This is a genomic window from Falsibacillus pallidus (assembly GCF_003350505.1).
Lineage (GTDB): Bacteria > Bacillota > Bacilli > Bacillales > DSM-25281 > Falsibacillus > Falsibacillus pallidus.
The window spans coordinates 55,221-81,979 of the sequence record NZ_QQAY01000011.1; the positions used below are offsets into that span (position 1 = coordinate 55,221).

27 protein-coding genes and 1 riboswitch are annotated in these 26,759 nt (G+C 39.5%); of the genes, 22 read left to right on the forward strand and 5 right to left on the reverse strand.

Translation table 11 applies throughout. The annotated features are described in order from the left end of the window. Window positions 1–66: 66 nt before the first annotated feature. On the forward strand, window positions 67–1,239 hold the full coding sequence (locus DFR59_RS14755) for a DNA cytosine methyltransferase (protein WP_114746437.1): 1,173 nt from the start codon (window positions 67–69) through the stop codon (window positions 1,237–1,239). 19 nt (window positions 1,240–1,258) lie between these two features. Here DFR59_RS14755 and DFR59_RS14760 read toward each other — a convergent pair whose 3' ends face one another. After that, window positions 1,259–1,696, reverse strand: a complete 438-nt coding sequence (locus tag DFR59_RS14760) for a very short patch repair endonuclease (protein WP_114746438.1) — start codon at window positions 1,694–1,696, stop codon at window positions 1,259–1,261. A 378-nt stretch (window positions 1,697–2,074) separates the two neighbouring features. Between DFR59_RS14760 and DFR59_RS14765 the strand changes: the two genes are divergently transcribed. The 6 genes from DFR59_RS14765 to DFR59_RS14790 all read left to right on the forward strand — a co-directional run bounded on the left by DFR59_RS14765 (window position 2,075) and on the right by DFR59_RS14790 (window position 6,864). Continuing rightward, window positions 2,075–2,878 (forward strand): hypothetical protein, encoded by an 804-nt coding sequence (locus DFR59_RS14765; RefSeq protein WP_147278278.1) that lies wholly within the window; start codon window positions 2,075–2,077, stop codon window positions 2,876–2,878. Between the two features lie 183 nt (window positions 2,879–3,061). After that, window positions 3,062–3,679, forward strand: a complete 618-nt coding sequence (locus DFR59_RS14770) for a DarT ssDNA thymidine ADP-ribosyltransferase family protein (RefSeq protein WP_114746440.1) — start codon at window positions 3,062–3,064, stop codon at window positions 3,677–3,679. Window positions 3,680–3,692: 13 nt separating this feature from the next. Next, a complete protein-coding gene (locus DFR59_RS14775) occupies window positions 3,693–4,436 on the forward strand; it encodes a DarT1-associated NADAR antitoxin family protein (protein ID WP_114746441.1) in 744 nt (247 codons plus the stop codon). Between the two features lie 198 nt (window positions 4,437–4,634). After that, a complete protein-coding gene (locus DFR59_RS14780; protein WP_114746442.1) occupies window positions 4,635–5,111 on the forward strand; it encodes a GNAT family N-acetyltransferase in 477 nt (158 codons plus the stop codon). A gap of 372 nt (window positions 5,112–5,483) precedes the next feature. Then, the gene (locus DFR59_RS14785; RefSeq protein ID WP_114746443.1) at window positions 5,484–6,209 is read left to right on the forward strand and encodes a Fic family protein; all 726 of its coding nucleotides are present in this window, start codon (window positions 5,484–5,486) and stop codon (window positions 6,207–6,209) included. 346 nt (window positions 6,210–6,555) lie between these two features. After that, window positions 6,556–6,864: a DUF4306 domain-containing protein gene (locus DFR59_RS14790; RefSeq protein ID WP_114746444.1), complete on the forward strand. Its 309-nt coding sequence runs from the start codon at window positions 6,556–6,558 to the stop codon at window positions 6,862–6,864. A gap of 103 nt (window positions 6,865–6,967) precedes the next feature. Here DFR59_RS14790 and DFR59_RS14795 read toward each other — a convergent pair whose 3' ends face one another. Then, on the reverse strand, window positions 6,968–8,899 hold the full coding sequence (locus tag DFR59_RS14795; protein WP_114746445.1) for a DUF2075 domain-containing protein: 1,932 nt from the start codon (window positions 8,897–8,899) through the stop codon (window positions 6,968–6,970). A 165-nt stretch (window positions 8,900–9,064) separates the two neighbouring features. Here DFR59_RS14795 and DFR59_RS14800 point away from each other — a divergent pair, with 165 nt between their 5' ends. The 4 genes from DFR59_RS14800 to DFR59_RS14815 all read left to right on the forward strand — a co-directional run bounded on the left by DFR59_RS14800 (window position 9,065) and on the right by DFR59_RS14815 (window position 12,564). Then, on the forward strand, window positions 9,065–9,355 hold the full coding sequence (locus DFR59_RS14800; protein WP_114746446.1) for a hypothetical protein: 291 nt from the start codon (window positions 9,065–9,067) through the stop codon (window positions 9,353–9,355). Window positions 9,356–9,398: 43 nt separating this feature from the next. Continuing rightward, window positions 9,399–9,995 (forward strand): hypothetical protein, encoded by a 597-nt coding sequence (locus DFR59_RS14805; protein WP_114746447.1) that lies wholly within the window; start codon window positions 9,399–9,401, stop codon window positions 9,993–9,995. Window positions 9,996–10,247: 252 nt separating this feature from the next. Continuing rightward, window positions 10,248–10,910, forward strand: coding sequence for a DNA-binding response regulator (locus DFR59_RS14810; protein WP_114746448.1), 663 nt, complete (start codon window positions 10,248–10,250; stop codon window positions 10,908–10,910). 478 nt (window positions 10,911–11,388) lie between these two features. Then, window positions 11,389–11,491: riboswitch (purine riboswitch) on the forward strand. Window positions 11,492–11,694: 203 nt separating this feature from the next. Continuing rightward, the gene (locus tag DFR59_RS14815; RefSeq protein ID WP_114746449.1) at window positions 11,695–12,564 is read left to right on the forward strand and encodes a 5'-methylthioadenosine/S-adenosylhomocysteine nucleosidase; all 870 of its coding nucleotides are present in this window, start codon (window positions 11,695–11,697) and stop codon (window positions 12,562–12,564) included. 241 nt (window positions 12,565–12,805) lie between these two features. Here DFR59_RS14815 and DFR59_RS14820 read toward each other — a convergent pair whose 3' ends face one another. Further along, window positions 12,806–13,558 carry an SDR family oxidoreductase gene (locus DFR59_RS14820; RefSeq protein ID WP_114746450.1) on the reverse strand — a complete coding sequence of 251 codons (753 nt, stop codon included), beginning with the start codon at window positions 13,556–13,558 and terminating at the stop codon, window positions 12,806–12,808. A gap of 165 nt (window positions 13,559–13,723) precedes the next feature. Between DFR59_RS14820 and DFR59_RS14825 the strand changes: the two genes are divergently transcribed. Then, entirely contained in the window at window positions 13,724–14,608 is an 885-nt protein-coding gene (locus DFR59_RS14825; RefSeq protein WP_114746451.1) for an AraC family transcriptional regulator, read from the forward strand. A gap of 175 nt (window positions 14,609–14,783) precedes the next feature. Here DFR59_RS14825 and DFR59_RS14830 read toward each other — a convergent pair whose 3' ends face one another. Beyond that, the gene (locus tag DFR59_RS14830; RefSeq protein ID WP_114746452.1) at window positions 14,784–16,238 is read right to left on the reverse strand and encodes an MFS transporter; all 1,455 of its coding nucleotides are present in this window, start codon (window positions 16,236–16,238) and stop codon (window positions 14,784–14,786) included. Between the two features lie 123 nt (window positions 16,239–16,361). Here DFR59_RS14830 and DFR59_RS14835 point away from each other — a divergent pair, with 123 nt between their 5' ends. The 10 genes from DFR59_RS14835 (at window position 16,362) to DFR59_RS14880 (ending at window position 25,640) form a co-directional block, all read left to right on the forward strand. After that, window positions 16,362–17,225, forward strand: coding sequence for a LysR family transcriptional regulator (locus tag DFR59_RS14835; RefSeq protein WP_114746453.1), 864 nt, complete (start codon window positions 16,362–16,364; stop codon window positions 17,223–17,225). 390 nt (window positions 17,226–17,615) lie between these two features. Further along, window positions 17,616–18,377 carry a sugar phosphate isomerase/epimerase family protein gene (locus DFR59_RS14840; RefSeq protein WP_158538400.1) on the forward strand — a complete coding sequence of 254 codons (762 nt, stop codon included), beginning with the start codon at window positions 17,616–17,618 and terminating at the stop codon, window positions 18,375–18,377. Continuing rightward, the gene (locus DFR59_RS14845) at window positions 18,374–19,336 is read left to right on the forward strand and encodes a sugar kinase (protein WP_114746455.1); all 963 of its coding nucleotides are present in this window, start codon (window positions 18,374–18,376) and stop codon (window positions 19,334–19,336) included. The genes DFR59_RS14840 and DFR59_RS14845 overlap by 4 nt, the downstream gene beginning before the upstream one ends. Continuing rightward, window positions 19,336–20,619, forward strand: a complete 1,284-nt coding sequence (locus tag DFR59_RS14850; RefSeq protein WP_114746456.1) for an MFS transporter — start codon at window positions 19,336–19,338, stop codon at window positions 20,617–20,619. The genes DFR59_RS14845 and DFR59_RS14850 overlap by 1 nt, the downstream gene beginning before the upstream one ends. Before the next feature lie 65 nt (window positions 20,620–20,684). Then, window positions 20,685–21,320 (forward strand): bifunctional 4-hydroxy-2-oxoglutarate aldolase/2-dehydro-3-deoxy-phosphogluconate aldolase, encoded by a 636-nt coding sequence (locus DFR59_RS14855; protein ID WP_114746457.1) that lies wholly within the window; start codon window positions 20,685–20,687, stop codon window positions 21,318–21,320. Window positions 21,321–21,414: 94 nt separating this feature from the next. After that, on the forward strand, window positions 21,415–22,392 hold the full coding sequence (locus DFR59_RS14860; protein ID WP_114746458.1) for a LacI family DNA-binding transcriptional regulator: 978 nt from the start codon (window positions 21,415–21,417) through the stop codon (window positions 22,390–22,392). Between the two features lie 122 nt (window positions 22,393–22,514). Next, a complete protein-coding gene (gene hxlA / locus DFR59_RS14865; protein WP_114746459.1) occupies window positions 22,515–23,150 on the forward strand; it encodes a 3-hexulose-6-phosphate synthase in 636 nt (211 codons plus the stop codon). 3 nt (window positions 23,151–23,153) lie between these two features. Continuing rightward, window positions 23,154–23,702 (forward strand): 6-phospho-3-hexuloisomerase, encoded by a 549-nt coding sequence (gene hxlB / locus DFR59_RS14870; RefSeq protein ID WP_114746460.1) that lies wholly within the window; start codon window positions 23,154–23,156, stop codon window positions 23,700–23,702. Window positions 23,703–24,056: 354 nt separating this feature from the next. Then, a complete protein-coding gene (locus DFR59_RS14875) occupies window positions 24,057–24,464 on the forward strand; it encodes an ion channel (protein ID WP_114746461.1) in 408 nt (135 codons plus the stop codon). 195 nt (window positions 24,465–24,659) lie between these two features. Beyond that, the gene (locus DFR59_RS14880; protein WP_114746462.1) at window positions 24,660–25,640 is read left to right on the forward strand and encodes a Gfo/Idh/MocA family protein; all 981 of its coding nucleotides are present in this window, start codon (window positions 24,660–24,662) and stop codon (window positions 25,638–25,640) included. Window positions 25,641–25,987: 347 nt separating this feature from the next. On the opposite strand, the gene DFR59_RS14885 is transcribed toward DFR59_RS14880, so the two are convergent. Continuing rightward, window positions 25,988–26,515, reverse strand: a complete 528-nt coding sequence (locus DFR59_RS14885) for an HXXEE domain-containing protein (RefSeq protein WP_158538401.1) — start codon at window positions 26,513–26,515, stop codon at window positions 25,988–25,990. Between the last annotated feature and the right edge of the window lie 244 nt (window positions 26,516–26,759).

Below are 26,759 nucleotides of genomic sequence, written 5' to 3' on the forward strand. Positions count from 1 at the left end.
AAGATTTAGGAAATGGTGTATAATCATAGCTAACCGAACAAAAGTACGTATATGGAGTTGACATAAATGATATTTAGAAAAGGAGAGCTTTTTTGTGGGCCAGGTGGCCTAACGCTGGGTGCTAAAATGGCACAAGTGGAAAAAGACGGAGAAGTATTTAAAGTCGAACATGCTTGGGCTAATGACTATGATGAATGGACATGTGAGACCTTTCGTCATAATATTTGTCCAGACAACCCTACTTCTGTTATTTGTGAAGATGTACGTAAATTGGATATAGAGAGTCTACCGCCAATTGATGCCTTTGCTTTTGGTTTTCCTTGCAATGATTTTAGTATTGTTGGGGAATCGAAGGGCTTAGAAGGAGAATATGGGCCACTATACTCTTATGGCATCAAAGTTCTAAAGCATCATCAGCCTAAATGGTTTATTGCAGAAAATGTAGGTGGGTTAGAATCTGCTAATGAAGGGAAAGCATTCATAAAAATTCTACAAGAGATGGAGAAGGTTGGATATAATATCACACCTCACCTTTATAAGTTTGAGGAATATGGTGTTCCCCAGGCACGTCATAGGATAATTATTGTAGGGATTCATAAAGACTTTGGATGGTCTTTTAAAGTCCCTAAAGCAACAACTAAAGATCCTATGACTCAAAAAACATCCCGTCAGGCAATTGAAGAACCACCAATTCCCGAAAAAGCATATAACCATGATTTTACTGCTCACCAAAGTAAGGTTATTGAAATGTTAAACCATATTCCACAAGGGGAAAATGCCTGGTATGAAGGTATTCCAGAACACCTTAGATTAAATGTCAAGGGTGCAAGGATGTCTAATATTTATAAACGATTAAATCCTAAATTACCGTCTTATACAGTTACAGGGTCAGGGGGAGGCGGTACGCATATGTACCACTACGACCAACCAAGGGCATTAACTAACCGTGAAAGAGCAAGACTGCAAACATTCCCTGACTGGTTTGAATTTCTGGGTGGAAAAGAAATAGTCAGAAAACAAGTTGGTATGGCAGTTCCGCCAGATGGGGCTAAAGTGATTATTGAAGCCATTTTAAATTCTTTTGCAGGAATTCCTTATGAAACTGAATCATCTAAATGGGAAGATGAATTAAAAGAAATGCTTGAAACAGGACAAAAAAAGAAAAAGAAAAAACAAAAAAAGACGAATGAAGATGAAAGTGTTTCTGATAGTAAAAAGCAGATATCATCTACTATTTAATACAATTTACCTTGACTTATTAAGTCAGGGTTTTTTTATTCTCTTTATCTTTAGCCTGATTGATAAAATTTGCTATATCATTGATTACTGCATTGATATCTTGCTTTATTTCATGTTCCCATATTCTTTTAATGTTCCAACCATTCTTTACGTAAAACTCACTTACTTCTTTATCTCGTTGTTGATTTCTTAGCAATTTTTTTCCCCAGTATTCCGTATTGGTTTTGGGACTATTGCTGTGAATTGGGCAGACATGCCAAAAACAAGAATCAATAAATATAACCGTCTTATATTTTTTTATAGATATGTCAGGTTTCCCATATAGGTCATTTGCGTTTTTCCTGAATCGATACCCTTTTTTCCATAACTCCTTTGTAAGTCTATTCTCCAATTTCGATTGCGATTTAATTGCTTTCATTGTTTTACTTCTATTTTCTTTAGACATATTATCGGTCATAAATGAACCTCCTTGTTGTTAAATATGTACCCTATAATGGTTGCTTAACCTTTCATATATACATTTTTACAAAATTAAATTTTTATAGACTACCCTTGTTTCAGACAAGTAGTTAATGAGTAAGTTGTCAGCAGCGGCAATTGTTAAAAGCAACTTAGTAGCAATTACTAAAATTCTGCGTGTATTTTAGGAGGTGTTTATTGGTTTGAAAAACAAATGTTTCTATGATAGGATTTAAATTAACAACTTAAAAATAATAAAACTCAAACTCTTGAACATAGTTTGAATAAAAAAAAACCTTTTTAAAAATTGACTTTAGTCAAAGAGGCGTTTTTTATTCACTATGGTCAAGAGTTTTTTTGTTGAAAGGAAAGATTGATGATGGAAATGATGAAGAACTTAGATGATTTACTAAATAGCAGTCATGTCCTTCGTCTTTATGGGCTACCGAGGAATTATCAGTTGATAAACCGCTTGGATCAAGAGTACAAGGTAATAGCACAATTCATACTCCAATACGCAAATTACAAGACTCTTATATGGGGAAACCTAAAAGTCGATATTGAAGAGATAGCAAAAACTGTATATGGGAGTAAAAGGGGAAGGGATTGTGGGCAGATTAATAGAATACTTGAAGGGTATAGAAGACGTTTATTTAGCTATAAGAGTATTACTGGTTTCAGTCAGGAAGAGTTTGAAAAATTCTCTTATTTCCATTATGGGTTTGGAATTATTGAAGAAGTATACTGTAATTATCATATAAGTGGTTATCCTTTCGCAGAAATTTATCTTAATGAATACTTTAGGGATGCTATACTCCTTGATAAAATTATCGCTTACTATGGTTCCCATTCGCTGGGATTACTACCACATTCAGAAATAGTCCTATGCGAATTGTTTAGAGAAAGATTGAAAATCGGGGTTAGGAAAATAAGTAGAATATTCGAGTTTAAATGGAAGGAATTTAGATTCAATCCCCTGCAACATGACTTAAATTTTGAAGTTGCAAAAGAATATTTGCAACATCTTCATAATGAAAATATTATTATTGATTTAGTAAAAGTGGATGATGAAGCTAAGATCTTAACAGTTGAATTTAAAAATTTATCCCCAATGGAACTAACCTTTTTTGGAGTAGAGGAAAACGATACATTCTTCCGAAAAATAAATCTGACTCCTTAGTTGACTTATACGTTGGTATTACAAGCCAGTTTGATAAGAAATAATAAATTAAATAAAAATAGCATTTTAAGTGCAAAAACTACCTAATTTCCTTTATTTAGTAAAAATTGTTTATAGACAAAACTCTTTATAGTAAAATTGTAATATAAGTAAAATTTTACTATTAAGGAGCGGTTAGTTTTCATGCAAAATGCTGTAAATCATAAAGAAATAAAATATTTAGTACATTTTACACGCATTGAAAATGTTGTTAGCATATTTAATAAAGGGCTTATACCAGTGGATCTATTACGAAGAACTGGAATAGGATTTTCCCATAATGATAATTATAGATTTGATAATTGTAAGGATGCTAATTGTATGTCTATTGGTTTTCCTAATTATAGAATGTTTTTTAGGTACAGAAATCACAATCCAGGAAGTGATTGGGTTGTTTTAGGAATAAAAAAGGAAATCCTATGGGAAAAGGACTGTGCATTTTGTGTAGAGAATGCTGCCAGTAATAATGTTACCTCTATTCCATTAGAAAAGCGAAAAGGTGTTGAGGCATTTAAACGTCTTTATGAAGAATACCCAGGAAAACCATCAAGGGAAATTTTAGGAATACATGCTTCTTTACCTACCCACCCACAAGCAGAGGTACTGGTTTTTGATGTAATTGAACCAAAATACATATGGGGAGTAGCATTTGAAAATAACGATAAGAAGAATAAATATGCATCACTCATTCCACCCAACATTAATAAACAAGTAATGGGAGAATTATTTAGTTATAGAGTGGACTATGAATATTGGAGATGAATAAGGAGGAATCATGGCTGAGAGACCTGTTTTTGTTTGTAGTTCGTTAGACAAAGGTTTGGTTCAAGTGAAAGATGTATCATTTGAGTGGTTCCCTGGATTTTCTGTTAAACAAAAGCAGAAGTCTTTGGAATCTCTTCACAAAAGTTTTAAAGTGATTTCTCCATCGTCTAAGGTTTTGGAAATATCAAGTAAATCTGATGAACCTTTGGGTATATCATTAAGTGCATTCAATTTGATGATTAAAACAAAAAACGACTTAGAATTTAGTGTTGAAACGGCATTTCAAGCCAGTAAGGTTTTTGACAATGGTGGCCCATTTTTAGATTTGTATGAAAAAACATCAAGAGAAGCAAAAAAGGATCCGAGATTGAAATGCAGTGGAAGGTTACTCTACTTTCAGTTTTTCGGTAGGAGATGGGATCTTGAACCAAAAACTTTTTTCTATGATTGGTTATATATAAACGCTTTATCACTTAATAAGGAATTAAGTGAACAAGTAACTCAGTATGATGCTTTTACTGACATTGAATTTAATCCCAAAGTATCTATTAATTGTCAAGCGAGATCAGCTGCTCTGTATGTCTCTTTGTATAACACAGGGGTTTTAACTGATGCATTGTCTTCAATTGATCAATTTAAAGAAATAGTTTTTGGACAACAAATTACTAAAAAGGCCGAAAGAAAGACCAAAAAAGATATAACAGAGACAGAGGAACATGAGCAATTAAGTATTTTTGACCAAGGGTTTAAATAAATGTGGGATAACAAATAGTAGAAGGTAACAAGTGAATTAGAGAAAACAAAGGTATTATTTGAAGGTAAAGGGAATATTCTTTACCTTCAATTTTTTTACGCTTAAATTATACTCAGTTATTTTTCTTCAGGCACTTTTCATCATTATTAGATAAGTCCCATATACTTATTAGAGAAATAATAAGGGGGCAAATGAGAGATGGAACATATAATCTGGCATTTTCCTAAACCACTGCATGAAAAGAGAAAATTAAGTGAGCTGGAGGAACAAAAATTGTTTTATCGACTGGCACAGGATTTTACCTCCATGCTTGATAGAGAGGTAATCATTAATAATCATATCCCTATAGACTTCAATAAAAGGGTTACTTATATTTATTATAAGTCAGTGGGATTTCAACTCACTATTGCTTTAAAAAGAGATTGGGAGTTAAATCATCATGAGTGTGATCAGGCGAATTTGAAAATTTGTTTTTTTATGGTGGAGCCTAAAAATATTGGAATTGGAAGTAGGATAATAAAACATTTTATAAAAGAAGTTGCAACCACTAATTTTCAATACATTACCTTAGATACAAGGGATGAGGATGGAAGACGGTTTTGGAAAAGACTTGGATTTTCCCCAAAGGGGGATTTAAAAGACCAAATAGATTGGTATTTAAAACTACCAAAGTAAATATTGGATTAAAGGGGACTTCCCTGTAACATTAAACAAAAGATAAAAAGCTGTTTGTGATGAGTATGAAGATTTCTCAAACAGCTTTTTTAATTATTATTTTGTAGATGTTTAATAAAGACATTACCTTTAAATAAGTGTGGGGAGCCGTATCATAAGTGAGTGGGTTTTTTAATACAGCGAATGATACAATAGCAAAAACTTTCAATGGTTATTAAAGTTTAGCAAAAAATCCTACTAGAAAGAGTATGAACTCTATTCAGGTAGGATTTTATCAATAGTAAAGGTAAAATTTTGAAGGGCTGATGCTTTTAAAGGGTAATTTATATTATTATAAGTAGTAATAAATCATCTATTTAAGGAGATGAAATGATGTTCGGAAAAATTGACTTTAAAAAGCAGCAGCTAGATGCTAAACGCCCACTACCTAAATATACAGTCCAAAGCTTACGCGAAAAGTTATTCTTAGAATGGACATATAATTCAAATGCGATTGAAGGAAATACGTTAACAATCAATGAAACGAAAATAGTACTTGAAGGAATTACTGTTGGTGGTAAAACGATGCGAGAGCATTTAGAGGTCATCAATCACAGAGATGCGATTTCTTATGTAGAAAATATTGTGCATAAAGAGGAGTCCTTTTCAGAATGGCAAATTAAAAATTTGCATCGCCTCGTTTTAAAGGGGATTGATGACGAATATGCTGGTGTGTATCGAAATCAGCAAGTATTTATTTCAGGGGCTGTTCACACACCGCCTCCACCATTTAAAATTCAAGAACAAATGAATACGTTAATGAGTTGGTATGAGGGTGAAGCCCATCAATTACATCCCATTATTAGAGGAGCAATGTTGCATGCCATCTTTGTAGGGATTCATCCTTTTATTGATGGAAATGGGCGAACTTCAAGGCTTTTATTAAACTTAGAATTAATGAAATCGGGCTATCCGCCGATTATTATCCGCGTTGAAAATCGTTTAGCCTACTACAATGCATTAGATAAATCCCATACAACTGAGGATTATGGTGATTTTGTAGAGCTCATAGCTAAAGAAGTAGAGGCATCCTTAGACCTATACTTGAGTGCAGTTTAAAAATCGACTTTAGGTAAGTTATCGGCAAACTTTTCATAAATAGAGCCTTACAAAGCTGCGAAAAGCCAGTTCATATTTTTGAACTGGCTTTTTGATTAATACTCTCCTCTTTCCTCTGCAACCATTCCCCGTTGTCTAGGCGACAAATCCTTAGAAATGGGTGCCTGATCTCCAGTATGGCAAAGTATTATTGTACTGGGGATCTGGCACCAATCGTAAAAATAATGGGAATTTAAGTGGTTAAAATATAATCTGATTGAAAAAAAAAGGTTGAAAAATAAAAGAGGTTAGTGTAATATTACACTAAAGTGGCAGTATTACCATTTCGAAAAGGGGAAAATGGATTATGAAGAAATTGATTTTAATTTCACAAATAATATTCTTTTTAGGATTATTATTATATTCACTTTTCATTTTTGGATGGCATGCTAGTAACTTAATGTTAAGGGATGATTGGAAATCATTACTAGTATTCAACAAGAATGCTATAAATCCCCAAGATATTTCTGAAATAGATAAGCTCATCTATGGGTTTCATCACACTTCGATATTATCATTGTTTTCTATGTTTTTTAGTTTTTTTTATGTGTTAACTTTGATAATAATATTAATTAAAATTGTTTCCTTAAATAAAAAAGATAAATTTTACAAATAATGACGTTCGTATTCAATATCAATTTTAGGTAAGTTGCCAGGAAACTTATCATAAATAGAGAATAATAAGGCGCGAAAAGCCAGTTCTGAACTGGCTTTTCGTTTTAATACTTCTCGCTTTCCTCCGCTACCATCTCCACATGCCTAGGAGACAAGTCCTCATAAGCAGCAGACATACTCAATCGCTCTCTAAAGTAGTCATTCAACTCAGGATCGGTGCAGAAAACAAAGCAGCCTTTTTGACCTCGCGTCATCAATGTTCGATACGTATTCCGGATAATTCGATCAGCTATTGCTTGAGCTTTTTCTGGCTCCTCTTTTGCTATGGTCTTAATCCCTTTTAGAGACTGATCCGTTTTCGCCCGCTTGGTATAGTCAGTAATTACTTGACCGTCCTCAAAAGTAAGGTCTGGCCCAATTATTACTCCGACATAATCAAACTCAAGTCCTTGAGAAGTATGGATGCAGCCTGCTTGGGAAACTGAATCCTGTTCGATAGCCCAGATGCTGTCAGATAGGTTCCAGCTGATGCTGAAATTGTGCTCTGGAATGACGATGTCTTTATGGAGTGTACTAGTCCGTCCATTTTTCGGCCATTCCCAACAGTAGCCGGCGAGCATACGAGATTTGTTGTTTTTCTTATTCAGTTCTTCAATTTCTTTCAACATTTCATTCGGGTCATCGAATACCCGGAAATCATAATCAAGTCCGCGGTCATTTGCGTTGGCGGTTTCCCTGATTTGAAGGAGGTCATCCAGCCATGCAATGTAGGCATCCGATCCGTCGCAGCGGAACTGTGAAATAAGCTTCCCCTGAATTAATTCAGACTGTAATTCTTTCGCATATCTTTTGATCAGGTCAATACTGCCGATGTCTTTTAACGTAACCTTTTGATTTTCATCGATAAAGAATATCGTGAATTTAGATGAGTTGATTACTTCTTTTATTTGATTTTCTCCTAGATTGCTAAAGAGTCCTGATTTTTCATTTAATCGGTGGGCTTCGTCGATAATCAGCACATCAAATTCATTTTTATCGGATTCTGTAAAGCTTCCTGAGCCTTTAAACAGGTTGTCAATCTGCGTTTTCTTCATTGTTCCTTTTAACTTAGAAGCATACACATTACGGGGGGCGGAATTCTTTGACACATAGAGTGCTGTTAACCCTTCATTAATGAGGTTGACTAGAAGATTGACGGCCATGACGGACTTGCCTGTGCCTGGTCCGCCTTCGATCACCATGACGCTCTTTTGATTATTTTTAATACTCTCTAGCGCTAGATGAAAGGCATCTTCATAAAACACTTTCTGCTCATCAATCAAAACGAACTCCTGATTGCCTTTCAACATCGCCGCAAGCGAATCCTGCAACGACTTAGATGGACGGATTTTACCGTGTTCTATTTGATAGATTAACTGGCTGCGGTCGCCGTAACGGACATACTTTTTGATGAAATCTCTTAATTTCTGAATCTCTCCTTTTGTAAAAACAGGAGCTTTTTCCAAATGGTCAGCGTAATGGTCATCCGTTAATGGATCATTTTCAGACTTACGATAATTATGTAAGTAGGCACATGGATTCAGCAAAATATGCTGGTCCTGTACATTTTGGTTAAAGTCATGAATCAGAGCGGCGTATGACCATGCTTGATAGGAGGGATGCGTCACTGTGCGTTTGCTCCCACCGAGATAGGTGGACACAAGTGCATCTTTGGTTGTTACCTTCTCAACCTCAGACCACTGTTTCAATTCCACAATGACGACGTGGTCTTGAGTACCGTCATGCCCGGCAACTAAGAAATCCACACGTTTAGATGTATTGGGAATCTTAAATTCGATTGCGACAGAAGTATCCTCGGGAATATCAGGATCCTGCATCACATTGGACATGCGATGAAGGGAATTCTCCCAAGAGTTGATTTCACTTTTAGATGTCCGTCCAATTTTCTTTTGGTACGACTCGTATAGGCGTTCAACGAGAAGTTCATTCGTCACGTCAGATATAAATTCAAGTTTAGTTGCTTCATAAATGATCACGGGGTGCCACCTCTTTAGGGGAGTCTAGTAGGTTTATTTTATCATTTATTGGATTATATGGTAGTTGTTATGTAGTAATATGTAAAATAATTCCTGTTTTTGTGGTAATATGGAGATAATCATGTCGTAGGATTTCCTATTAAACAATTGATAAGGAGGCTTATTATGTTGTGGGATAGAATAGGGGCTCTTAAAGGGTGCACGATTCATACTTTCGCAAAACACAAACCTTTTCACATACTTGATGTCAAAGATCATAAATGTGTCATTCGAGTCGAGAGTTCGGGGAAGGTAAGGAATATTCAAAGAATCGATTTTGAGAAGGCTCTTAAACTAGGATCTATCTCCTCTTTAAGTCCAGCAATATTACGTCAAACAGGTGCTTCGGAAGCTAATCCCACTTATGTCCTGGCCATTTTAAAACATTTGTATCCAGATGATATTCCTGTTTCATAGAAGGGCGGTTTAGTTCAATAGCCATAAAGCTAGGGGGATGCGTTTGTTAGATGCCAGATTAGAAATAGCAAATGATATTATCAGTATGTTTAATAGGGATCAAAAGGTTAGTAAGGCTTTCTTAAGGGGAAGTATCTCGAGACCTGAGGAGATGGATAAATACTCTGATATTGATATCGGGGTTGATGTTTCTGGCCATGATAATGGCGAATTTGCAAGAAGCATTCCCATTATGATGGAGAAGAACTTCAATGTCTTATTTTTTGATTGGAGTCCAAGTCTGCTGCCTGATGATTATGTGATCACGTTCGTTCTTAAGGATGTTCCAATATTTTGGATTGTAGACATTCAAGTTTTTGCATCCCCTCATCATCCTTCCTTGAGAGAAGTTTCGGTGAATAAATACCACCACCTTTTGAAATTATGGATTCTTAACTTGAAATATTGGATTAGAAGAGATGGGCATGCAGCAGAGAATATAGAGAGATTGGCAAGAAAGGCCCTTGGTGCAGTTCCGGATAGTCAAGAGCTTTTTAAATTGATGTCGGAAGTGCTTAAGGAAATAAAAATGAATATAGAACCTGAGTTATTTGATTTTGTTCATAGGTGTAAAGAAGAACTTCAGCGATTTAAAAATTGAAGTGGTGAGATGAAGTAAAGAGTTTTAGATTATGGCCCCTTAACGCAGTATCTCTTTAATACAGTGGGGATAAGGCACCAATTTTTTTGCTACTCCACAATTCTTAATTTCTGTATATAACCCTCCAATAAATTTCAAATTAATCCGCTTTTTTAACTAACAACTACCCTTTTTTAATTTTCATAGTTTTACAAAAAATGTCCGAAAATTGCCTATGCTGTAAAAATGTTTTTATAGATAGGAGAGGGATTCATGAAATTTGAAGAAGAATACCAGACCTTTTTGAAAGCTCACTTACAGTCAAGAAGCGGTGAACGGTTGCGTCGCTTACAAGAAGGTCATAATCATGCTGAAAAGGTATTTCTGAAACAAGTATGGTGGCCATTATTTTACCAATTAAAATATCTTCATCCTGAATATGAAATTGAGGATTACAAGGATGGCAAAAGGTATTTGGATTTTGCATATATTCGTCCCTCTATGCGAATTTGCTTCGAGATCGACGGGTATGGACCTCACTTAAAGAACATAAGCAGATGGCAATTTTCCGACAACCTGGAACGTCAAAACCAGTTGGTGATTGATGGATGGGCTGTGATTCGCTTTTCTTTTGACCAAGTGAAAGAGAAGCCACGCAGATGCCAACAGGTTGTTCAGCAATTGATAGGGCGATGGCTGGGTGATGATTTGGACCAGACTTCTCTTTCCTTTCTTGAAAAGGAAGTGCTCCGGCTAGTAATTCGAAAAGGAGAAGACATATCCCCAACAGAAGTCGAGAAGTATTTAAAGCTAAGTGACAAAACGGTAAAAAAAGTACTTTCTCAACTGGTAGAAAAAAAGATGCTAATCCCCGCATCTGGGACTATAAGGACCCGCTCTTATCGGTTAGGGGATCAAGTTAAGGGCCCGGTCTGATTATTAGACGGAAGAATTCCGATTAATTAGAGATTTTAATAAAAAAAGCTCAAATAGACGGAGAAATTCCGCTTATTGACATGAAAAACTAAAAATGTGGTATTTTGCTTTGCATAACCGGAAATCTCCGTTTATTTACCTCGAAACGAGCTCCATTCTGTATTTAGCCGGAAAAACTCCGCTTATTTTTCTTTTGCCGCATTCATCAATCAAAAGGAGGAAAGATGAGGGCCACATGTGGAACCGTATTATAAATAAGTGAGAAATTGGTGCCCCAGCAGTACGGAAAAGCATTAACGTACTGGTGGTGAGGTACCAATGGTATAACCTTAGGAATAGGATAAAAAACTCTAAACTTCACTGTTTTAAAAAACTTAGCAGGTAAATGTACAATAACCGAACATTCCTATCAATTTATTAAATGAATGTTCACCTTTTTGTTGACTGTCTATTGAGATTTTGTTAAATTACAATAGTATTATAGTTAAATTTCGATACTCGTATATACTCAGTAATATGGTCTGAGCGTCTCTACCAAGTTCCCAATAAAGAACTGGACTACGAGTTAAAGTTATGGGACTTTCGGCTTTTATAACTGCTGAAATGTACTAATTAGGTGTTTTTTGCCTAGTTTTTTATACTTTAACTTGAGTAGGTCCAGAAGGTAGATAAGTTTCTACATTTTCTGGGCCATTTTTATTTCCCTAAAATGCTAGATAGGGAAATTAAACAATCAGAGAGTTCAATAGAAAAAGAAATAATACTTTTTAAGGAGAGGTTGTTTATGAAAAAGATATTCTTTAATAAACTTGGTGTCATCACGATTAGCGCAGTGCTTTTATTAGCATTAGGAGGGTGGAGTGCTAATTCCGCTAGCGTAGCCGGTACAAAAAAAGCCAAAAAACCTATCCTAATTGAAGGGGCAATGCCAATAGAAGTTCAAAATTTCGCGAAAAAGCTGCAAAATGTTAAGGAAGAAAAGTCAGGAAAATTTGAATTTTATAAAGGCACTTTAGATCATTATCCGGTCATTGTTGTTAAAACAGGCAAAGGAATGGAAAACGCAGCAGCGGCTACTGCAGTTGCTATTGAAAGATATAAACCTATTGCCATCATCAATCAAGGAACAGCAGGCGGACATGATCCAAAATTACATGTAGCTGATATTGTGTTGGGTGAAAAAACGGTACACTTGGCTTCATTTAAAACAGAAATAAAGGGTGAAGGCCAAGGAGTTGACACAACTCAATGGAAACCGATGGATTTAATGGCTTCTGAAGGCAGCGGTTCAAGCTCAGATGCTGAAAAAATTCGTTATTATGATGCAGATCAGGACTTACTTTCAGCTGCAAATGCAGTAAAAGATCAATATACGAATGGCAAGGTAGTTGAGGGCACGATAGGTTCTGCAGACATTTGGAATAATGAACTTGATAGAATTAAATATTTCCACGAAAACTTCGGTACATCTGCAGAAGAAATGGAAGGATTCTCAGAAGCACAAATCGCTAATGAATATAATATACCTTTCCTTGATATTAGAGTACTATCCAATAATAAAACAAATGACGGTGCGTACAATCCAAATACCGCTGGACCATGTCAGGATTATGTCTACAATGTAGTGAAAAAATACATTTCTACAAAAAAATAATGCGGGCAACTTAAGACTTAACTTCTTACATGACAAGTGAATTAAAATAAATAAGACAAATACTTTTAAAAGTACAAAAACCTTATTTAGATACGTTACGGTGGACCGTATCATAAATAGAAGTAAAGCAAATAATAAAGTTAAAACATGAATCTTAACCATTCTAAAATAGGGTGTAAGAGAAAAAAGAGTCTCAAAATGAGACTCTTTTTTGTGGGGCTAACACTATGTGTTTTAGATGCTATCCTTGTGCTGTTGGGCGAACCACCAATTCACTGACGTCCACATCATTCGGTTGCTCAATTGCGAACGCAATAGCGTTAGCAATCGAGTAGGGGGATAGTCCGATGTTCTGGTAAGCTTCGAGTTTGGCTTTCATATCCGGGTCCTTTATGGCTTCGAGTGCATCGGATCGTGTGGATCCGGGTGTGCTTGTGAATCCGGGTGAAATGGTCGTTACGCGCAGTTTATCTCCGGCCTCTTGGCGCAGGCCCTCAGAAATCGCGCGTACGGCAAGCTTCGTGCCTGCATAAACCGACATATTAGGCAGAATGCGATAAGCTGCCGTAGAAGCAATATTAATAAAATGTCCGGAGCCCTGATCCCGAAAAGTGGGTAGTGCTGCTGCTATCCCATATAGGACTCCTTTAATATTGATGTCGATCATGGCTTCCCACTCTTCGATCCGCAAATCGTCAAGGGGAGACATGGGCATGAAACCGGCATTATTGACAAGAACATCAAGCTTGCCAAATTTCTCGAGTGCCAATTGGACAAGGCCTGACAGGTCCTTGGAATGTCTAACGTCAGCAGCTGCATAAGCTGCTTTGCCACCGGCCGTTTCAATGCGGTTTGCTAAAGCTTCAAGCCGATCCAATCGGCGCGCGCCAAGTACGATTTTTGCTCCTCTTTCCGCAAGCAGCATGGCCGTTGCTTCACCAATTCCGCTGCTAGCGCCGGTAATAACAATAACTTTATCTTTTATTCCAGACACACTCACCACTTCTTTCTTGTAAATATTATTCTTACACGATTCATTATAAGAAAGGTGAGGATTTATCAGGTAGACTATTCATGCCCGTTTCTTGCCTAATCCCGCATGGATTAATATAATGACTTTATCTGATTTGATTTGGATAAAAGAGGTAGGTGCATAAACTTGAAATCGCTCATTTCTGAACTAGCCTGGTATATTGACTGTCATACACGTAAGGATGGCGTACACAACACGGCAATTCCAGAGCTATATTTCAGACGTAAATCACAGCCGTCTGAGCCAGTTTACAGCAACAGCCTCCCTTCCCTTTACTTCGTGGTCCAAGGTTCGAAAACGGTTGAATTGGCCAACGAAAGATATCATGTTGATCCAGGGTGTTATTTGGTCTCTTCCGTTCACCTGCCAGTAATCGGGCAAATCATTCAAGCATCAACAAGCCATCCGTACCTAAGCTTACAACTGACCTTTCATCCGGATATTCTTCTCGATATTACGAGGACATCCAGCCCTTCGAAAAAGACTATGACTGACCGAGGAATCCTAACAAATCCGTCTACTTCAGACTTGCTCAATGCAGTTTTACGCCTTGTGAAACTTCTGGAAACACCCTCAGATATTGAAGTGCTAGCTCCTCTAATAATTAAGGAGATATTTTACCGGGTCCTTCAAAGTGAGAAGGGAGAGCTGCTGAAGCAATATGCTATGATTGGAAGCTATGCCCATTGTATTTCTGAAGCGATAGAATGGATCAACCAAAATTATTCAGAACCTTTAGCCGTTGCGGAGTTGGCTAAAACGGTCAAGATGAGTCCGCGGACCTTGCACAAACATTTCAAAAAAGTAACGGCGATGAGCCCTTTGCAATATCAAAAGGTGATTCGCCTGCAAACTGCACGACGGCTGCTCCTTACGGAAAATCTGGATGCGGCTAATGCAGGATTTCGAGTCGGGTATGAAAGTCCTTCCCAATTTAATCGAGAGTATGCTCGCTTATTTGGACGTCCTCCGATAAGAGATATCCATGATTTGCGTAATTCTTCCTTGTAAACGATATCTGCTTGGGCAGTGGATGGATTTTTTTATTCCAACTTTACACTTTTTAAAAGAAAAGTTACAGAAAAAGAGTCAGTTCTAAATTTGAACTGGCTCTTTTTTTGTTTTAATATTCCCCTCGTTCCTTAGCAACCATATTGTGAAATTAGCTTCCCTTGATTAATTTCCATCATGAAGTGTGTTCATCAACTTTTTTGAAAACAAGTTTTTGTTTTTGATTCCTAAGCATCCCTATAGTAAGCAACAGGGCCGCGATAAAGAATAGCGTATAGACCCGAAATCCGATGTCTGTTACATGGACAAGCGAATCTTTGGTTGTATCTCCATTAATGTGTGTTCCTAAAAATGCTTGTGATGCCACAGCGGGTGAAACGACTAAGTGAAGCAAAAGGAGGGTTACGGTTTGGCTGCCTACTCGGCCAATATTGTAGACGGTATAGAACATTCCTGATGCTGCTCCAGCGTGTTTGGAGGGAGCGGAGGATAATACCGTTTTGGCTAATGACGGCCAGGCGAATCCATTGGCTATAGAAATAATCAATAAGGGAATGATTACTTTAACAGCAGATAAATGGTTTCCGAGATTTCCTAGTAATAAAAGAGAAAAAGCGATTAAGATCATCCCGACCATGAGTACCCGGATAGCCCCGAAGCTGTCTGCAAGCTTGCCTCCAAGGGGGCCCATGATAAGTTGAGGAAGCGATAGTGGAACAAGTAATAATCCCGTCTCTAAAGGAGATAAGCCCTGTGCCCCTTGAAGATATAATGCAAGGAGAAGGGTAATGGAGAAATATCCTATACAATAGCTCATCGTAATACCTAATCCCGTTGAATACAGTCTATGTGTAAATAATGAAAGATTAAAAAGTGGATCCCGCACCTTTAGCTCTGCCATAATAAATACACATCCCAATACAATGGCCGTTAAGAAAAGACCAATAGTACGCAGTGAGCTCCATCCCCATGATTGACCTTGGGATAATGCGAGTAAAAGAGCTGTGAGTGTAAGTCCGAAAGTAAAGACTCCTATCCAATCTGTCTTCCCTGACTGTTGAGCTTTCCATTCTTTCAAAACCACCCATCCCCCGATTAGAGCCAGGAGTCCAAATGGAGCAGAAACAAAAAACATGGAGCGCCATCCAAAGGAATTTATCAATGCTCCACCCGCGACTGGACCAATAATGGAGCCGATTACCCAAGATGTTGAGTTAATGCCAATAGCGAGCCCTAATTGTTCTTTTGGGAAAGTTCTCATCAGGATAGGGGTGGCAGTTGCCAACGCAAACGCAGCACCAATACCTTGTATCAGCCGGAAGATAATCAGCATTGCTCCGGAAGTAGATGCCCCGCACAAGACAGTAGCAATTGTAAAAATGAAAAATCCCCATAGAAAAATGCGTTTTGTCCCTTTTATATCTGCCCATCTGCCTGCTGGAAGCAAGAGAATGGTGCTTGTAATCAAGTAAGAGGTAATGACCCACATCCCAGTTACAAGCTCAATGTGCAAATCGTTTATCAGCGAAGGAAGCCCAATCACCACAATCGTTGCATCGACATTTGTCACAAACGATACAAGTGTAACAACGGCGAGGACAGCCCATTTATTAAAATAAATCCCTTTCATCTCTAACTCCTCCTAAATGTAAAAATCTTGCTGACCTCAATGTACAGGAATTAAAGAATCAAGTAAAATGAATATAAATGATGTTTTGATTCGTTTTTAATGATATAAGAGAGGGGCATTACGATGGAAAGTCAGGAACTTCGAATTTTTCAGGCCGTTGCAAAAGCGGGAAGTATTACAAAAGCAGCGCAAGTACTCGGATATGTTCAGTCAAACGTTACGGCAAGAATTCAACAGTTAGAATCCGAATTAAATAGACAGCTTTTTTATCGTCAACGGGGAATGGTGTTAACGCCTGACGGTGCGAAATTATTGCGCTATGCTGAGAAAATCACCCATTTGTTAGATGAAGCCCACATGGTTATGAATGATTCAGGGGAACCGGCTGGACCGCTGCTGCTTGGAGCTACTCATACTTCATCTGCTAACTATCTTCCTGCTATATTAGCGGAGTATTCGAAGCTATACCCTAAAGTAGAATTAGCGCTTACGACAGATTATTCAGATGTACTGGTAGAGAAGGTCCGCCGCTTCGAGCTTCATGGTGCATTTGTTAAAACAGAAAACTTGGATGATCATTTTGTACAGGAGATGGTGATGGAGGAGCAGCTCGTGCTAATCGCTTCCGCAGATGTAAAGCATGTTGAGGAAGTCTATCATAAACCCTTTCTTATGAATACAAAGGGCTGTCCGCATCGAGAACGACTGGAAGAATGGATGGGAAATAACGGAATAAACAAGATAAGATATTTAGAATTTAATAATCCAGACGCCATCATTCAAGGGGTCATTTCCGGCCTGGGGGCGTCATTCGTAGTAAAGTCCTCAATTCAAGAACTGGAGAAAGAAGGAAAGCTGCGTTCCTTTAACATCCCAGAAGAATATAGTTCCGCCAAAAAATTCTTTATCCGCCATAAAGACAGCGTAATGACCAGCACCATGTCAACGTTTATTGACTTGCTAAAAAAGTCGGTTCAGGGACAATAGGGACAGGTTCCTTGTCCCGGTATTGGAACATGAAAAAGCATGAGACATTCCTCGTTCAATAAAATATTTCAAAGCGAAAAGTTACAGAAAATGAGTCAGTTCTAAATTTGAACTGGCTCTCTTTTTGGTTTGTAAAGGACCGTTTCTCTCCAGCCATCCCCGCCACGTTCTCGCTTTTGCGTCAAAATTCTAATAAAACTGGTGCCTGGCCCCTAGGGTGGTAATGCATTAACGTATTGGGGGTCAGGCACCTTTGATAACAAGAAAAAATTTTTGAACAGGAATACCAAAAAATAGATGTTGAAAAGCGCTTACATTTCTTTTACACTTTAGATAAATCGATTTACTAAACCGATTTATTAAATGTCTGGAAGAGAAAGGATCTTTAAAATGCAAAACGTGATTGTCCCGTTAAATTCTTTTGACAGCTTCGAAGTGTTAGAGAATGGGCAAGCATCTTTTATAGAATTAATTGCAAAATCAGGTGCGTTCGGAGTAGAAATACGCCGGGAACTATTGTCGTCGTATGAACAAGAGTTGGAAAAGATAAAACAAGAAATTGACAGGTTTGGACTTTTTACCGTTTATTCCGCTCCCGTTGAATTATGGAGAGAGGATCATCAATTCAATGAAGCCGCGATTAGACAAGTGTATCAGGAGGGCGAAATCCTTGGAGCAAAGTGGTTAAAGGTCTCCCTTGGACATTATAAAAAGGCAGAGTCAAATCTTGGGGAACTAATTCCTTTTTTGAATAAGCAAAAAGATATCCAATTGCTTGTCGAAAATGACCAGACCCTTCACAGTGGTAATATCAAATCGTTAAAAACCTTTTTTGAAAGCGCTAACGAAGAGGGGGTTCCGGTTAAAATGACGTTCGACGCCGGGAACTGGTTTTATTCAAAAGAGGATCCAAATGCAGCTTTAGAGGAGCTCTCACCCTATGTTATCTATCTTCATTTGAAGCAGGTGGAAAAAGGGCCGATTACAGTGCCGCTGCAGAAGAACGGGGACCATAGCTGGAAAACAATCATGCGCCAGCTTTCACCTGAAATGATAAAAGCATTGGAATTCCCGATTGAGCCAAAAGAGAAAGTGACGGAATATATTCGTTTGCTAACGGATGTACTACTGGAAAGCGAGGCTAAGTCATGAAACAGTTGGACGTAATAACCTTTGGAGAAGCGATGGCGATGTTTATGGCGGATCAGCCGGGGGCTTTACATGATGCAAGACAGTTTACCATGGAGCTTGCAGGTGCAGAGACCAACGTCGCCATCGGACTGGCAAGATTGGGTCTTGAAGCAGGCTGGGTCAGCAAAATAGGCAATGATGCCTTTGGCAGATTCATTATGGAGAGGCTGAAGAATGAAAAGGTTGACATCGAGCGGGTATTAACCGATAAACAACATCCTACCGGGTTTCAATTGAAATCGAAGGTGACAGAAGGGGATCCGGAGGTACAATATTTCCGGAAAGGCTCTGCTGCAAGCCATCTCCAAGTTAGTGATTTTAATGAAGAATATTTTCTTTCCGCCCGGCACATGCATCTGACTGGGATCCCCTTGGCGATATCGGAACAGGCAAGAACTTTTGCAAAGCACGCTTTGGCGTTCATGAAGGAACACGGCCGGACCGTCTCCTTTGATCCGAACCTAAGGCCGTCGCTGTGGTCATCACGGGAAGAAATGGTCAAAGAAATGAATGCGGCTGCTTTCCAGGCAGATTATGTGCTGCCGGGAATTGAAGAGGGTGAAATCTTAACAGGTTTTAAACACCCGCGCGATATTGCTTCTTTTTATCTGGATAAGGGTGTAGAGCTTGTTGTCATCAAGCTTGGTGAAGAAGGGGCATTTTATAAAACAGCAGCAATGGAGGAAACAGTCCCGGGTTTCAAGGTACAAGAAGTAGTGGATACCGTTGGTGCCGGTGATGGTTTTGCCGTAGGTGTGATTAGTGGCTTGCTTGAGCGGCAATCCATTCGGGAAGCGGTTTTACGAGGAAATGCAATTGGTTCATTGGCTGTCCAAAGTCCTGGGGATAACGACGGCTATCCAACCCAGCTGCAACTGGACAACTATATAAAAAACTATTTACAGGGAGTGAAATGTTGATGAAACAAACAATCGCAAAACAAAGATGGTTTTACTTAATTCCAATTGCCTTTATCACTTACAGTCTTGCGTATCTTGACCGGGCCAATTATGGCTTCGGTGCTGCCGCAGGCTTGGCGAAGGACTTGAACATTACGTCAGGTACTTCGTCCTTGCTGGGTTCGCTATTCTTCTTGGGATATTTCTTTTTCCAGGTTCCCGGAGCCCATTATGCGGAAAAAAAGAGCGCGAAGAAACTGATTTTCTGGTCATTGATTTTATGGGGGGCATTAGCATCCTGCACCGGTCTTATTAGCAATGTCAAACTTTTATTTGTTATTCGTTTTGCTTTGGGGGTTGTTGAAAGCGCTGTTATGCCGTCAATGCTAGTGTTCTTAAGCCATTGGTTTACAAAGGCCGAGAGGTCCCGTGCCAATACCTTCCTGATTTTGGGGAACCCGGCAACTGTCTTATGGATGTCGATTGTTTCCGGTTATCTGTTAAATGCTTTTAACTGGAGATGGATGTTTATTCTCGAAGGAATCCCGGCGATTATTTGGGCTTTCTTATGGTGGAAATTGGTTCAAGATAAACCAAAAGATGCAAACTGGTTATCCGAACAAGAAAAAATCGATTTGGAACAACAATTGCAAAAAGAGCAGGAAGGTATCAAGCCTGTTAAAAACTATGGCGAAGCATTCCGTTCAAAACCGGTTATTTTGCTGAGCATCCAGTATGCGTTATGGAGCATTGGTGTTTATGGATTTGTTATGTGGCTTCCATCTATTATTAAAACAGCCCCGAATATGGGGATTGTCGAAACCGGCTGGCTGTCATCTGTACCATATATCCTATCAGTCGTTTTAATGTTGGTCGCTTCTTATTTCTCTGATAAAACATTAAACCGTAATGCCTTTGTTTGGCCGTTCTTGCTGATTGGCGCGGTTGCCTTTTATGTCTCTTATGCCATTGGTACGGATCATTTCTGGATTTCATTTGTCTTGTTAGTGATTGCCGGCGGTGCGATGTATGCTCCGTATGGTCCATTCTTTGCCATTATTCCTGAAATCCTGCCGCGCAATGTTGCCGGCGGCGCGATGGCCTTGATTAATAGTATGGGTGCATTGGGATCATTTGTTGGTTCATATGTAGTTGGTTACTTGAATGGGGCAACAGGAGGATTTTCTGCGTCATACATCTTTATGGCCGGTTCCCTATTCTTATCTGCAATCCTGACAGTTTGGGCGGTAAACGCAGCAAAAAAGCAAGGTAAAGATAATATGGATAAAAAAGTAAGTGCATAAAAACCGTTCAACAGCTTTAGAGTTTATCTCTAAGGCTGTTGGCTGTTAAAGGGAGAGTAGATTTCATGAGTGTTGAAGAAATCAAAAGAAGAGCAGTGGTTGCCGTCTTGCGCGGCACTTCCTTGGAGTCAATTATTCCAATAGGAGAAGCGTTGAAGGAAGGCGGAGTCACGGCTCTTGAAATTACGATGGAAACGCCAAAGGCGCTGGCGATCATTGAAAAAGCAGCCGATGTGTTTGGGGATGGGCTTTTGGTGGGAGCAGGAACCGTGCTAGATCCGGAAACAGCAAGAGCAGCGATTATGGCGGGTTCCCGCTTTATTTTTTCCCCGACGGTCAATGTCGAAACCATCCGCATGACAAAACGCTACGGGGTGATCAGTGTTCCAGGTGCGTTCACACCCACGGAAATTTTGAACGCTTATGAACATGGGGCTGATGTTATTAAAGTATTTCCAGCAGGAAGTTTCGGACCCGGCTATTTCAAAAATATCGCCGGTCCGCTGCCGCAGATTCCGCTGATGCCCACAGGAGGCATCAACCTGGAGAATGCCAAGGATTATCTGAAAGCAGGTGCGGTTGCAGTTGGAGTCGGCACTTCCTTGGTCGATCCCAAAAGGGCTTTGACAGAGGCTTATTTGGCCGAAGTTACCCTAAAGGCAAGAAGGCTGATGGAAGAGGTTCGGTTAGCCAGGGGATGAGCGGATCGTCCTTTTCTTTTTTTCTTTAACTGGAAATACAACCAATTTACCGCTAAAATGAAGTCATTGAAGCAAGGTGAAAGAGGAAGATAGTATGGAAAAAGTGACAATGGCCGATGTAGCGAGAGAAGCGGGAGTATCCAAAAGTACGGTTTCTCAATTTTTAAATAAACGGTATGAATACATGGGGGAAAAAACAAAGCTCAAGATTGAAGCAGCGATTGAGCGGCTCGGTTATCAACCCAATTTTATCGCAAGGAGTTTGAAGCAAAAGAGGACCTCCATGGTGGGCATTATCGTGGCGAATATTATGCACTATTTATCAACAGAAATCAGCCGCGCGATTGAGGACTTCTGTCAAGACCATGACCTGCATGCGATTGTTTGCAATGCTGATGATGATCCGGAGAAGGAGAAGCGCTATATCGAAATGCTGCGGGCAAAACAGGTTGATGGGCTGATTATTTTTCCAACGGAACTAAATACGGAATTATATGCAGGAATGATTAAGGAAGGTTATCCGGTGGTGTTTGTCGACCGCAAAGTGGAGATGTTGGACGCCTTTTCGGTGGTGACGGACAATAGGGAATCCACTTATAAGGCGATTCAGAGCTTTATTGCAAATGGCCACCGCCATATTGCATTTGCCGTTCAGCCGCTTATCGTCAGTACGCGAAAAGAACGTCTGGAGGGCTATAAAAATGCGATGGTGGAAGCTGGCCTGCCAATCCGGCCTGAGTTTATTATCGAATCAAGCATTGGCGAGATGAAAAGGAAATTGGAGGAACTCTTTTCCTTGGAGGATCCGCCGACTGCTCTGTTTGCCGGAAATGACCGGGTATTTTTGACCGTGGTCGAATTTCTGAAGGGTAAGGGACTGAAGATTGGTCAAGATGTTGATTTGATTGTCTTTGATAATATTCCATTTGCGAATTTGATGGATAAGCCCATCTCCTTTATTATGCAGCCGGCCACGGAAATGGGAATGAAGGCAGCGGAATTGTTATTTGACCAAATCAATAAAGTAGAGAAGGAGCCTCAAAAGTTTATCTTTCCGAGCGAGATGGTGTAGACGGCGTCTGACATCATCGAAGCTTATTGGTTAACGGGTGATTCTTCATTCAATTAAGTCCAAGGAAGTACAATATTAATTAAGTAAATCGGTTTACTTAATTAAATTAAGGAGTTAGTACCATGAAAATACAACTTGCTCTGGATCGGCTGGAAATTGCCGATGCCATACAAATAACGAGAATGGTAGAGGATTCGATTGATTGGATTGAGGTGGGGACCTCTCTTATTAAAGAGTTCGGGATGGCCAGTGTTCGTGAGTTGAAGCAGGCTTTCCCTGCTAAAACAATTGTCGCTGATATGAAAACGATTGACAATGCCCGTTATGAATTCGAAATGGCTTTTAGGTCGGGAGCTGATGTCGCGACTGTCATGGGTGTTTCGCCGCTCGTAACGATTGATATTTGCATGGAAGTTGCCGCTCGTTTTAATAAAAAGGTCATGTTTGATCTGCTAAATACATCAGAAGATCAGGTTAGGGAATTAATGAATTACCGAGACGCCATCTTTTGCGCCCACGTAAGCAAGGATGAGCAGGAGGAGTCCGGTGAGCGGAATAAGGGGACAAAGAACGGAGCCCTTTTTACCGAAAATGAAGTTCAAGTTGCAGCAGCAGGCGGCATTACTATTGAATCGTTAGCCGCTTTAAGAAAATCCCTGAATCCTTCAGTTGTCATTGTCGGCTCAGCTATTACCAAAGCCAGCAATCCAACTCAGGCGGCAGCAAGATTGAAACAGGCAGTATTGAAAGGGGAATAGAAAATGTCAATCATTCCAAAGATTTTAAAGGAAATAGAAATGGTTCTTGATCAGGTGGCCGAGGAAGAGCTTCAACATCTGGCCCTTGAATTGCAAAAAGCAAAGCGGATTTTTATCATTGGTGAAGGGCGATCCGGGTTAATGGCCAAATCGTTTGCCATGCGACTAATGCACTTGGGTGCAACCGTATATGTGGTGGGTGAAACTATCACACCTTCCATTGCTGAAGGCGATATCCTGGTTGCGGTTTCAGGTTCGGGAACTACCAAGAGTGTGGTTTGGACGGCGGAGAGGACCAAATCGCTAGGCTGTTCCGTGCTTGGGGTTACGACCAATCCGGAGTCAGCGCTGGCAGCTGCAGCTACAGCGGTTATTCATGTTCCAGCAGCAACCAAATATCGCCGCGAAAATGAACTGCAAACGATTCAACCACTAGGATCTTTATTTGACCAATCTGTTCATATTTTATTCGATACCATCTGCTTAATGTTCAGCAAGCTGAATGAGGTCGACCATAACGCAGCATTTGGGCGCCATAGCAATCTCGAATAGAATTTTGGAGTATCAGGGGCATCAGTGATGAATAATTTATGAAGACAGGTGAAAGGGTATCCTGTTTTCGATTTTTCCGCTGTATATTTACTAGTTTTGGCAAATACGTTTTTAAATAAAAAGAAAAAGTAATAACTAAAATCTCATATACAATACGGTAAAACGTATCATAAATAAGGACGGAAATTAACAGAAAAAGAGTCAGTTCAAAATTTGAACTGGCTCTCTTTTTGGTTTAAAAATCCCCATCTCTTTGTAGTAGCCCTTATACGTTCTAGCTTTTGCTTCAAAATTCTTAAGAAATGAAGTTTAAAGCAGCTAAAAAAAGATATTAAAAGGGTAGAGGTGAATAGAATGGTGAATTTTTTAATAGGGGCGACGATCCTATTTATTGCAATCAATCTTGTTTATTTTTTTACAAATAAAACGTATCGAAAAAGCTACTTTAGTACACCGCTTTTTCTTAAGTTATTCTTCGTATTGAGTATGATATTGGTTGGTTTTGCAGCAATATACTATCTTCTGTCTTTAGAAGGAGTCATCTTAGTGCAATCCCTTTCTTCGCGAAAACCAATTGAGCCAACCATCATAAATGTATTGTACTTTAGCGGAGAGACCCTGATCTCGGTAGGGTATGGAGACATGCTTCCTGTAGGGGTAACTAGACTGTTTGCAGTGATTGAATCAATGATCGGCCTGCTCCTGCCGACAGCTTACTTTATGAAAGCACTCGATTTATCAAACCGATCCAATCAAAATTAACCAGTGAAACCGCTTCAACTTGTTAGAGAAGTTTTATTTATTGACTGCTCCCCACGACGTTATCACTTCCGGGACCACCTTTATGTATCAGAGGAAAAAAGGAAAAACATCAAATGTTGAACCAACAATTGTATTCATTTTTCAGAAACATCAAGTATGATGGATACTAACGAATCCAATAGGAGGAATTTGTCCATGAAGTATAAAAAGGTCCGGTGGGGAATCATCGGCTGCGGAGATGTGACTGAAAAGAAAAGCGGTCCTGCTTTTCACAAGGTTGAGAACTCAGAACTTGTGGCGGTCATGAGGAGAACGGGTGAGCTGGCCAGGGATTATGCGAAAAGACACCATGTTCAGAAGTGGTACGATGATGCGGATGGATTGATTCACGACCCTGATGTGGATGCGGTCTATATCGCTACGCCTCCTGGGTCGCACAAGGAATATACGCTGAAGGCAGCGGCTGCGGGGAAGCCAGTTTATGTGGAGAAGCCAATGGCCCGCAGCGCCGAGGAGTGCAAAGAGATGGTGGCGGCATGCAAAGAAGCCGGGGTTCCTTTATATGTGGCTTATTACCGCCGGGCACAGGAGCGCTTTTTGAAAATAAAAGAATTGCTGGATCAAAAGGCGATTGGGGAAGTTCGTTTTGTCTCTTCGACTCAGTATCAGAAAGCGAGGGACGGCGTGAAGAACTCGGACCATCTTCCATGGCGCGTGCAGCCTCAGATAGCGGGTGGCGGCCTGTTCTTTGATTTGGCGAGCCATACGCTCGATATTCTAGATTTCCTGCTTGGACCGATCCAGGAAGCAAAAGGCTTTGCCTCGAATCAAGCGGGCTACTATGAGGCCGAGGATATAGTGACGGGTACATATCAGTTTCAAACCGGCGTTCACGGGATTGGAAAGTGGTGTTTCACCGCGTTTGAAGACGTCGATAGGAATGAGATTGTCGGAAGCAAGGGGAAAATCAGCTTTTCTACTTTTGGAGATGACCCGGTCATATTAACCACCAGTGATGGGCAGCAGCAATGGAGCTTCGAGCGCCCTGAGCATGTCCACCAGCCGCTTGTTGAAACAATCGTGAAAGAGTTGACTGAGGGCGGAAACTTGTGTCCGAGTAAGGGAGAATCGGGTTTAAGAACTAACCGCGTGATGGATGAAATTGTAGGTAATTGAAAAGTAGATTTAGTGGAATCGGAGCAGATGGAGTAAAAAAGAAATCCGGAGAAGAGGGACGCCAGTAAAGAAACAAGCTAATGAAGATTTTAAGAGACGTGCTAGAGACTCTTTCCAGCATAGCAAAGAAGAAGTTTATCCATATGTAGATAAACTTCTTTTTTCTTTTGGCTCTTTTCTCAAAGTTTGTTGCTTTTATTATTAAAGTAGAATCAAATATGCGATAAAAAAAGTATATAGCAAGAAAAGAGGCTGGATGCTCCATTTCAACGCGCCATACAGCTAGTATTACGTTAAAATCGGCACTAAGATTTTAACAACAATGTTTACGAAAACAGCCTTTCTTTTTATCGAATAAAATACCGCCCTAATAGATTGCCTATGAGAAAAACCGGAATAAAGATCAGACTTAGCGGGAGACTTGCGAACATCAACGGCCAGGTTAATAATCCATTTTCTATTAAATAATAATAGGCCAAGAAGCAGTAAGGGATCAGGAGGACCAGTGAGGTTAGGATGCCAGGCGTGTAGCCCTTGAACATGATGGTTTGAACAATGTGGATGAACGCCTGAAAGACAAATAGATTTAGAATGGCTGTAAATAAAAGAAAGCTGCCGCCATGGGCAGTCGTCCATGCAATGAAGGACATGAATAGCAGTATCCAAGCTGCCGAAACGGCAAGCTGGGCAGCGGTCGAACCTAGTTTTTTCCTTGCATTTAAGGCTTGTTGGACGAACTTAGTTTTCGGATAGTTGCTTGCAGTCATGGAAGATTCTATAGTGATGATTTCTTCTAAGTCATGGAAAATAAAAATGATGGGAAGCATCCAAATGATTGTTTTAAGATCAAGAAATGAGTGGAGAGTTTCTAGCATTTTTTCGTCTGCCCCCTTTCGTCTGGTAAGATTTCGTTTTCGCCTGGCCGAGCCCTGGACGAACTGCGTTGCAATTCTGTTCATTTTCATCTTTACCTGATCCCTCATTTGACCGATCCTCTTCCAAAAAATTCATTTTTAAAATTCATATTCCTTGAGCGAGTTGAATATGTTCCTTTGATGGAGCGGATTGATATAGAGCCACATGAACTACTGCAAAAAGGGTGATGCCGTTTTGCTCGAC

Bases quoted from the DNA above. Each gene is read 5' to 3' on its own strand.
- DFR59_RS14845 (WP_114746455.1), top strand. From the start codon at position 18,374: ATGAAACAGTTGGACGTAATAACCTTTGGAGAAGCGATGGCGATGTTT.
- DFR59_RS14770 (WP_114746440.1), top strand. From the start codon at position 3,062: ATGCAAAATGCTGTAAATCATAAAGAAATAAAATATTTAGTACATTTT.
- hxlA (WP_114746459.1), top strand. From the start codon at position 22,515: ATGAAAATACAACTTGCTCTGGATCGGCTGGAAATTGCCGATGCCATA.
- DFR59_RS14785 (WP_114746443.1), top strand. From the start codon at position 5,484: ATGTTCGGAAAAATTGACTTTAAAAAGCAGCAGCTAGATGCTAAACGC.
- DFR59_RS14790 (WP_114746444.1), top strand. From the start codon at position 6,556: ATGAAGAAATTGATTTTAATTTCACAAATAATATTCTTTTTAGGATTA.
- DFR59_RS14855 (WP_114746457.1), top strand. From the start codon at position 20,685: ATGAGTGTTGAAGAAATCAAAAGAAGAGCAGTGGTTGCCGTCTTGCGC.
- DFR59_RS14860 (WP_114746458.1), top strand. From the start codon at position 21,415: ATGGAAAAAGTGACAATGGCCGATGTAGCGAGAGAAGCGGGAGTATCC.
- DFR59_RS14850 (WP_114746456.1), top strand. From the start codon at position 19,336: ATGAAACAAACAATCGCAAAACAAAGATGGTTTTACTTAATTCCAATT.
- DFR59_RS14885 (WP_158538401.1), bottom strand. From the start codon at position 26,515: ATGCTAGAAACTCTCCACTCATTTCTTGATCTTAAAACAATCATTTGG.
- DFR59_RS14875 (WP_114746461.1), top strand. From the start codon at position 24,057: ATGGTGAATTTTTTAATAGGGGCGACGATCCTATTTATTGCAATCAAT.
- DFR59_RS14880 (WP_114746462.1), top strand. From the start codon at position 24,660: ATGAAGTATAAAAAGGTCCGGTGGGGAATCATCGGCTGCGGAGATGTG.
- DFR59_RS14835 (WP_114746453.1), top strand. From the start codon at position 16,362: ATGGAAAGTCAGGAACTTCGAATTTTTCAGGCCGTTGCAAAAGCGGGA.
- DFR59_RS14840 (WP_158538400.1), top strand. From the start codon at position 17,616: ATGCAAAACGTGATTGTCCCGTTAAATTCTTTTGACAGCTTCGAAGTG.
- DFR59_RS14760 (WP_114746438.1), bottom strand. From the start codon at position 1,696: ATGACCGATAATATGTCTAAAGAAAATAGAAGTAAAACAATGAAAGCA.
- DFR59_RS14780 (WP_114746442.1), top strand. From the start codon at position 4,635: ATGGAACATATAATCTGGCATTTTCCTAAACCACTGCATGAAAAGAGA.
- hxlB (WP_114746460.1), top strand. From the start codon at position 23,154: ATGTCAATCATTCCAAAGATTTTAAAGGAAATAGAAATGGTTCTTGAT.
- DFR59_RS14800 (WP_114746446.1), top strand. From the start codon at position 9,065: ATGTTGTGGGATAGAATAGGGGCTCTTAAAGGGTGCACGATTCATACT.
- DFR59_RS14830 (WP_114746452.1), bottom strand. From the start codon at position 16,238: ATGAAAGGGATTTATTTTAATAAATGGGCTGTCCTCGCCGTTGTTACA.
- DFR59_RS14765 (WP_147278278.1), top strand. From the start codon at position 2,075: ATGATGGAAATGATGAAGAACTTAGATGATTTACTAAATAGCAGTCAT.
- DFR59_RS14810 (WP_114746448.1), top strand. From the start codon at position 10,248: ATGAAATTTGAAGAAGAATACCAGACCTTTTTGAAAGCTCACTTACAG.
- DFR59_RS14775 (WP_114746441.1), top strand. From the start codon at position 3,693: ATGGCTGAGAGACCTGTTTTTGTTTGTAGTTCGTTAGACAAAGGTTTG.
- DFR59_RS14815 (WP_114746449.1), top strand. From the start codon at position 11,695: ATGAAAAAGATATTCTTTAATAAACTTGGTGTCATCACGATTAGCGCA.
- DFR59_RS14755 (WP_114746437.1), top strand. From the start codon at position 67: ATGATATTTAGAAAAGGAGAGCTTTTTTGTGGGCCAGGTGGCCTAACG.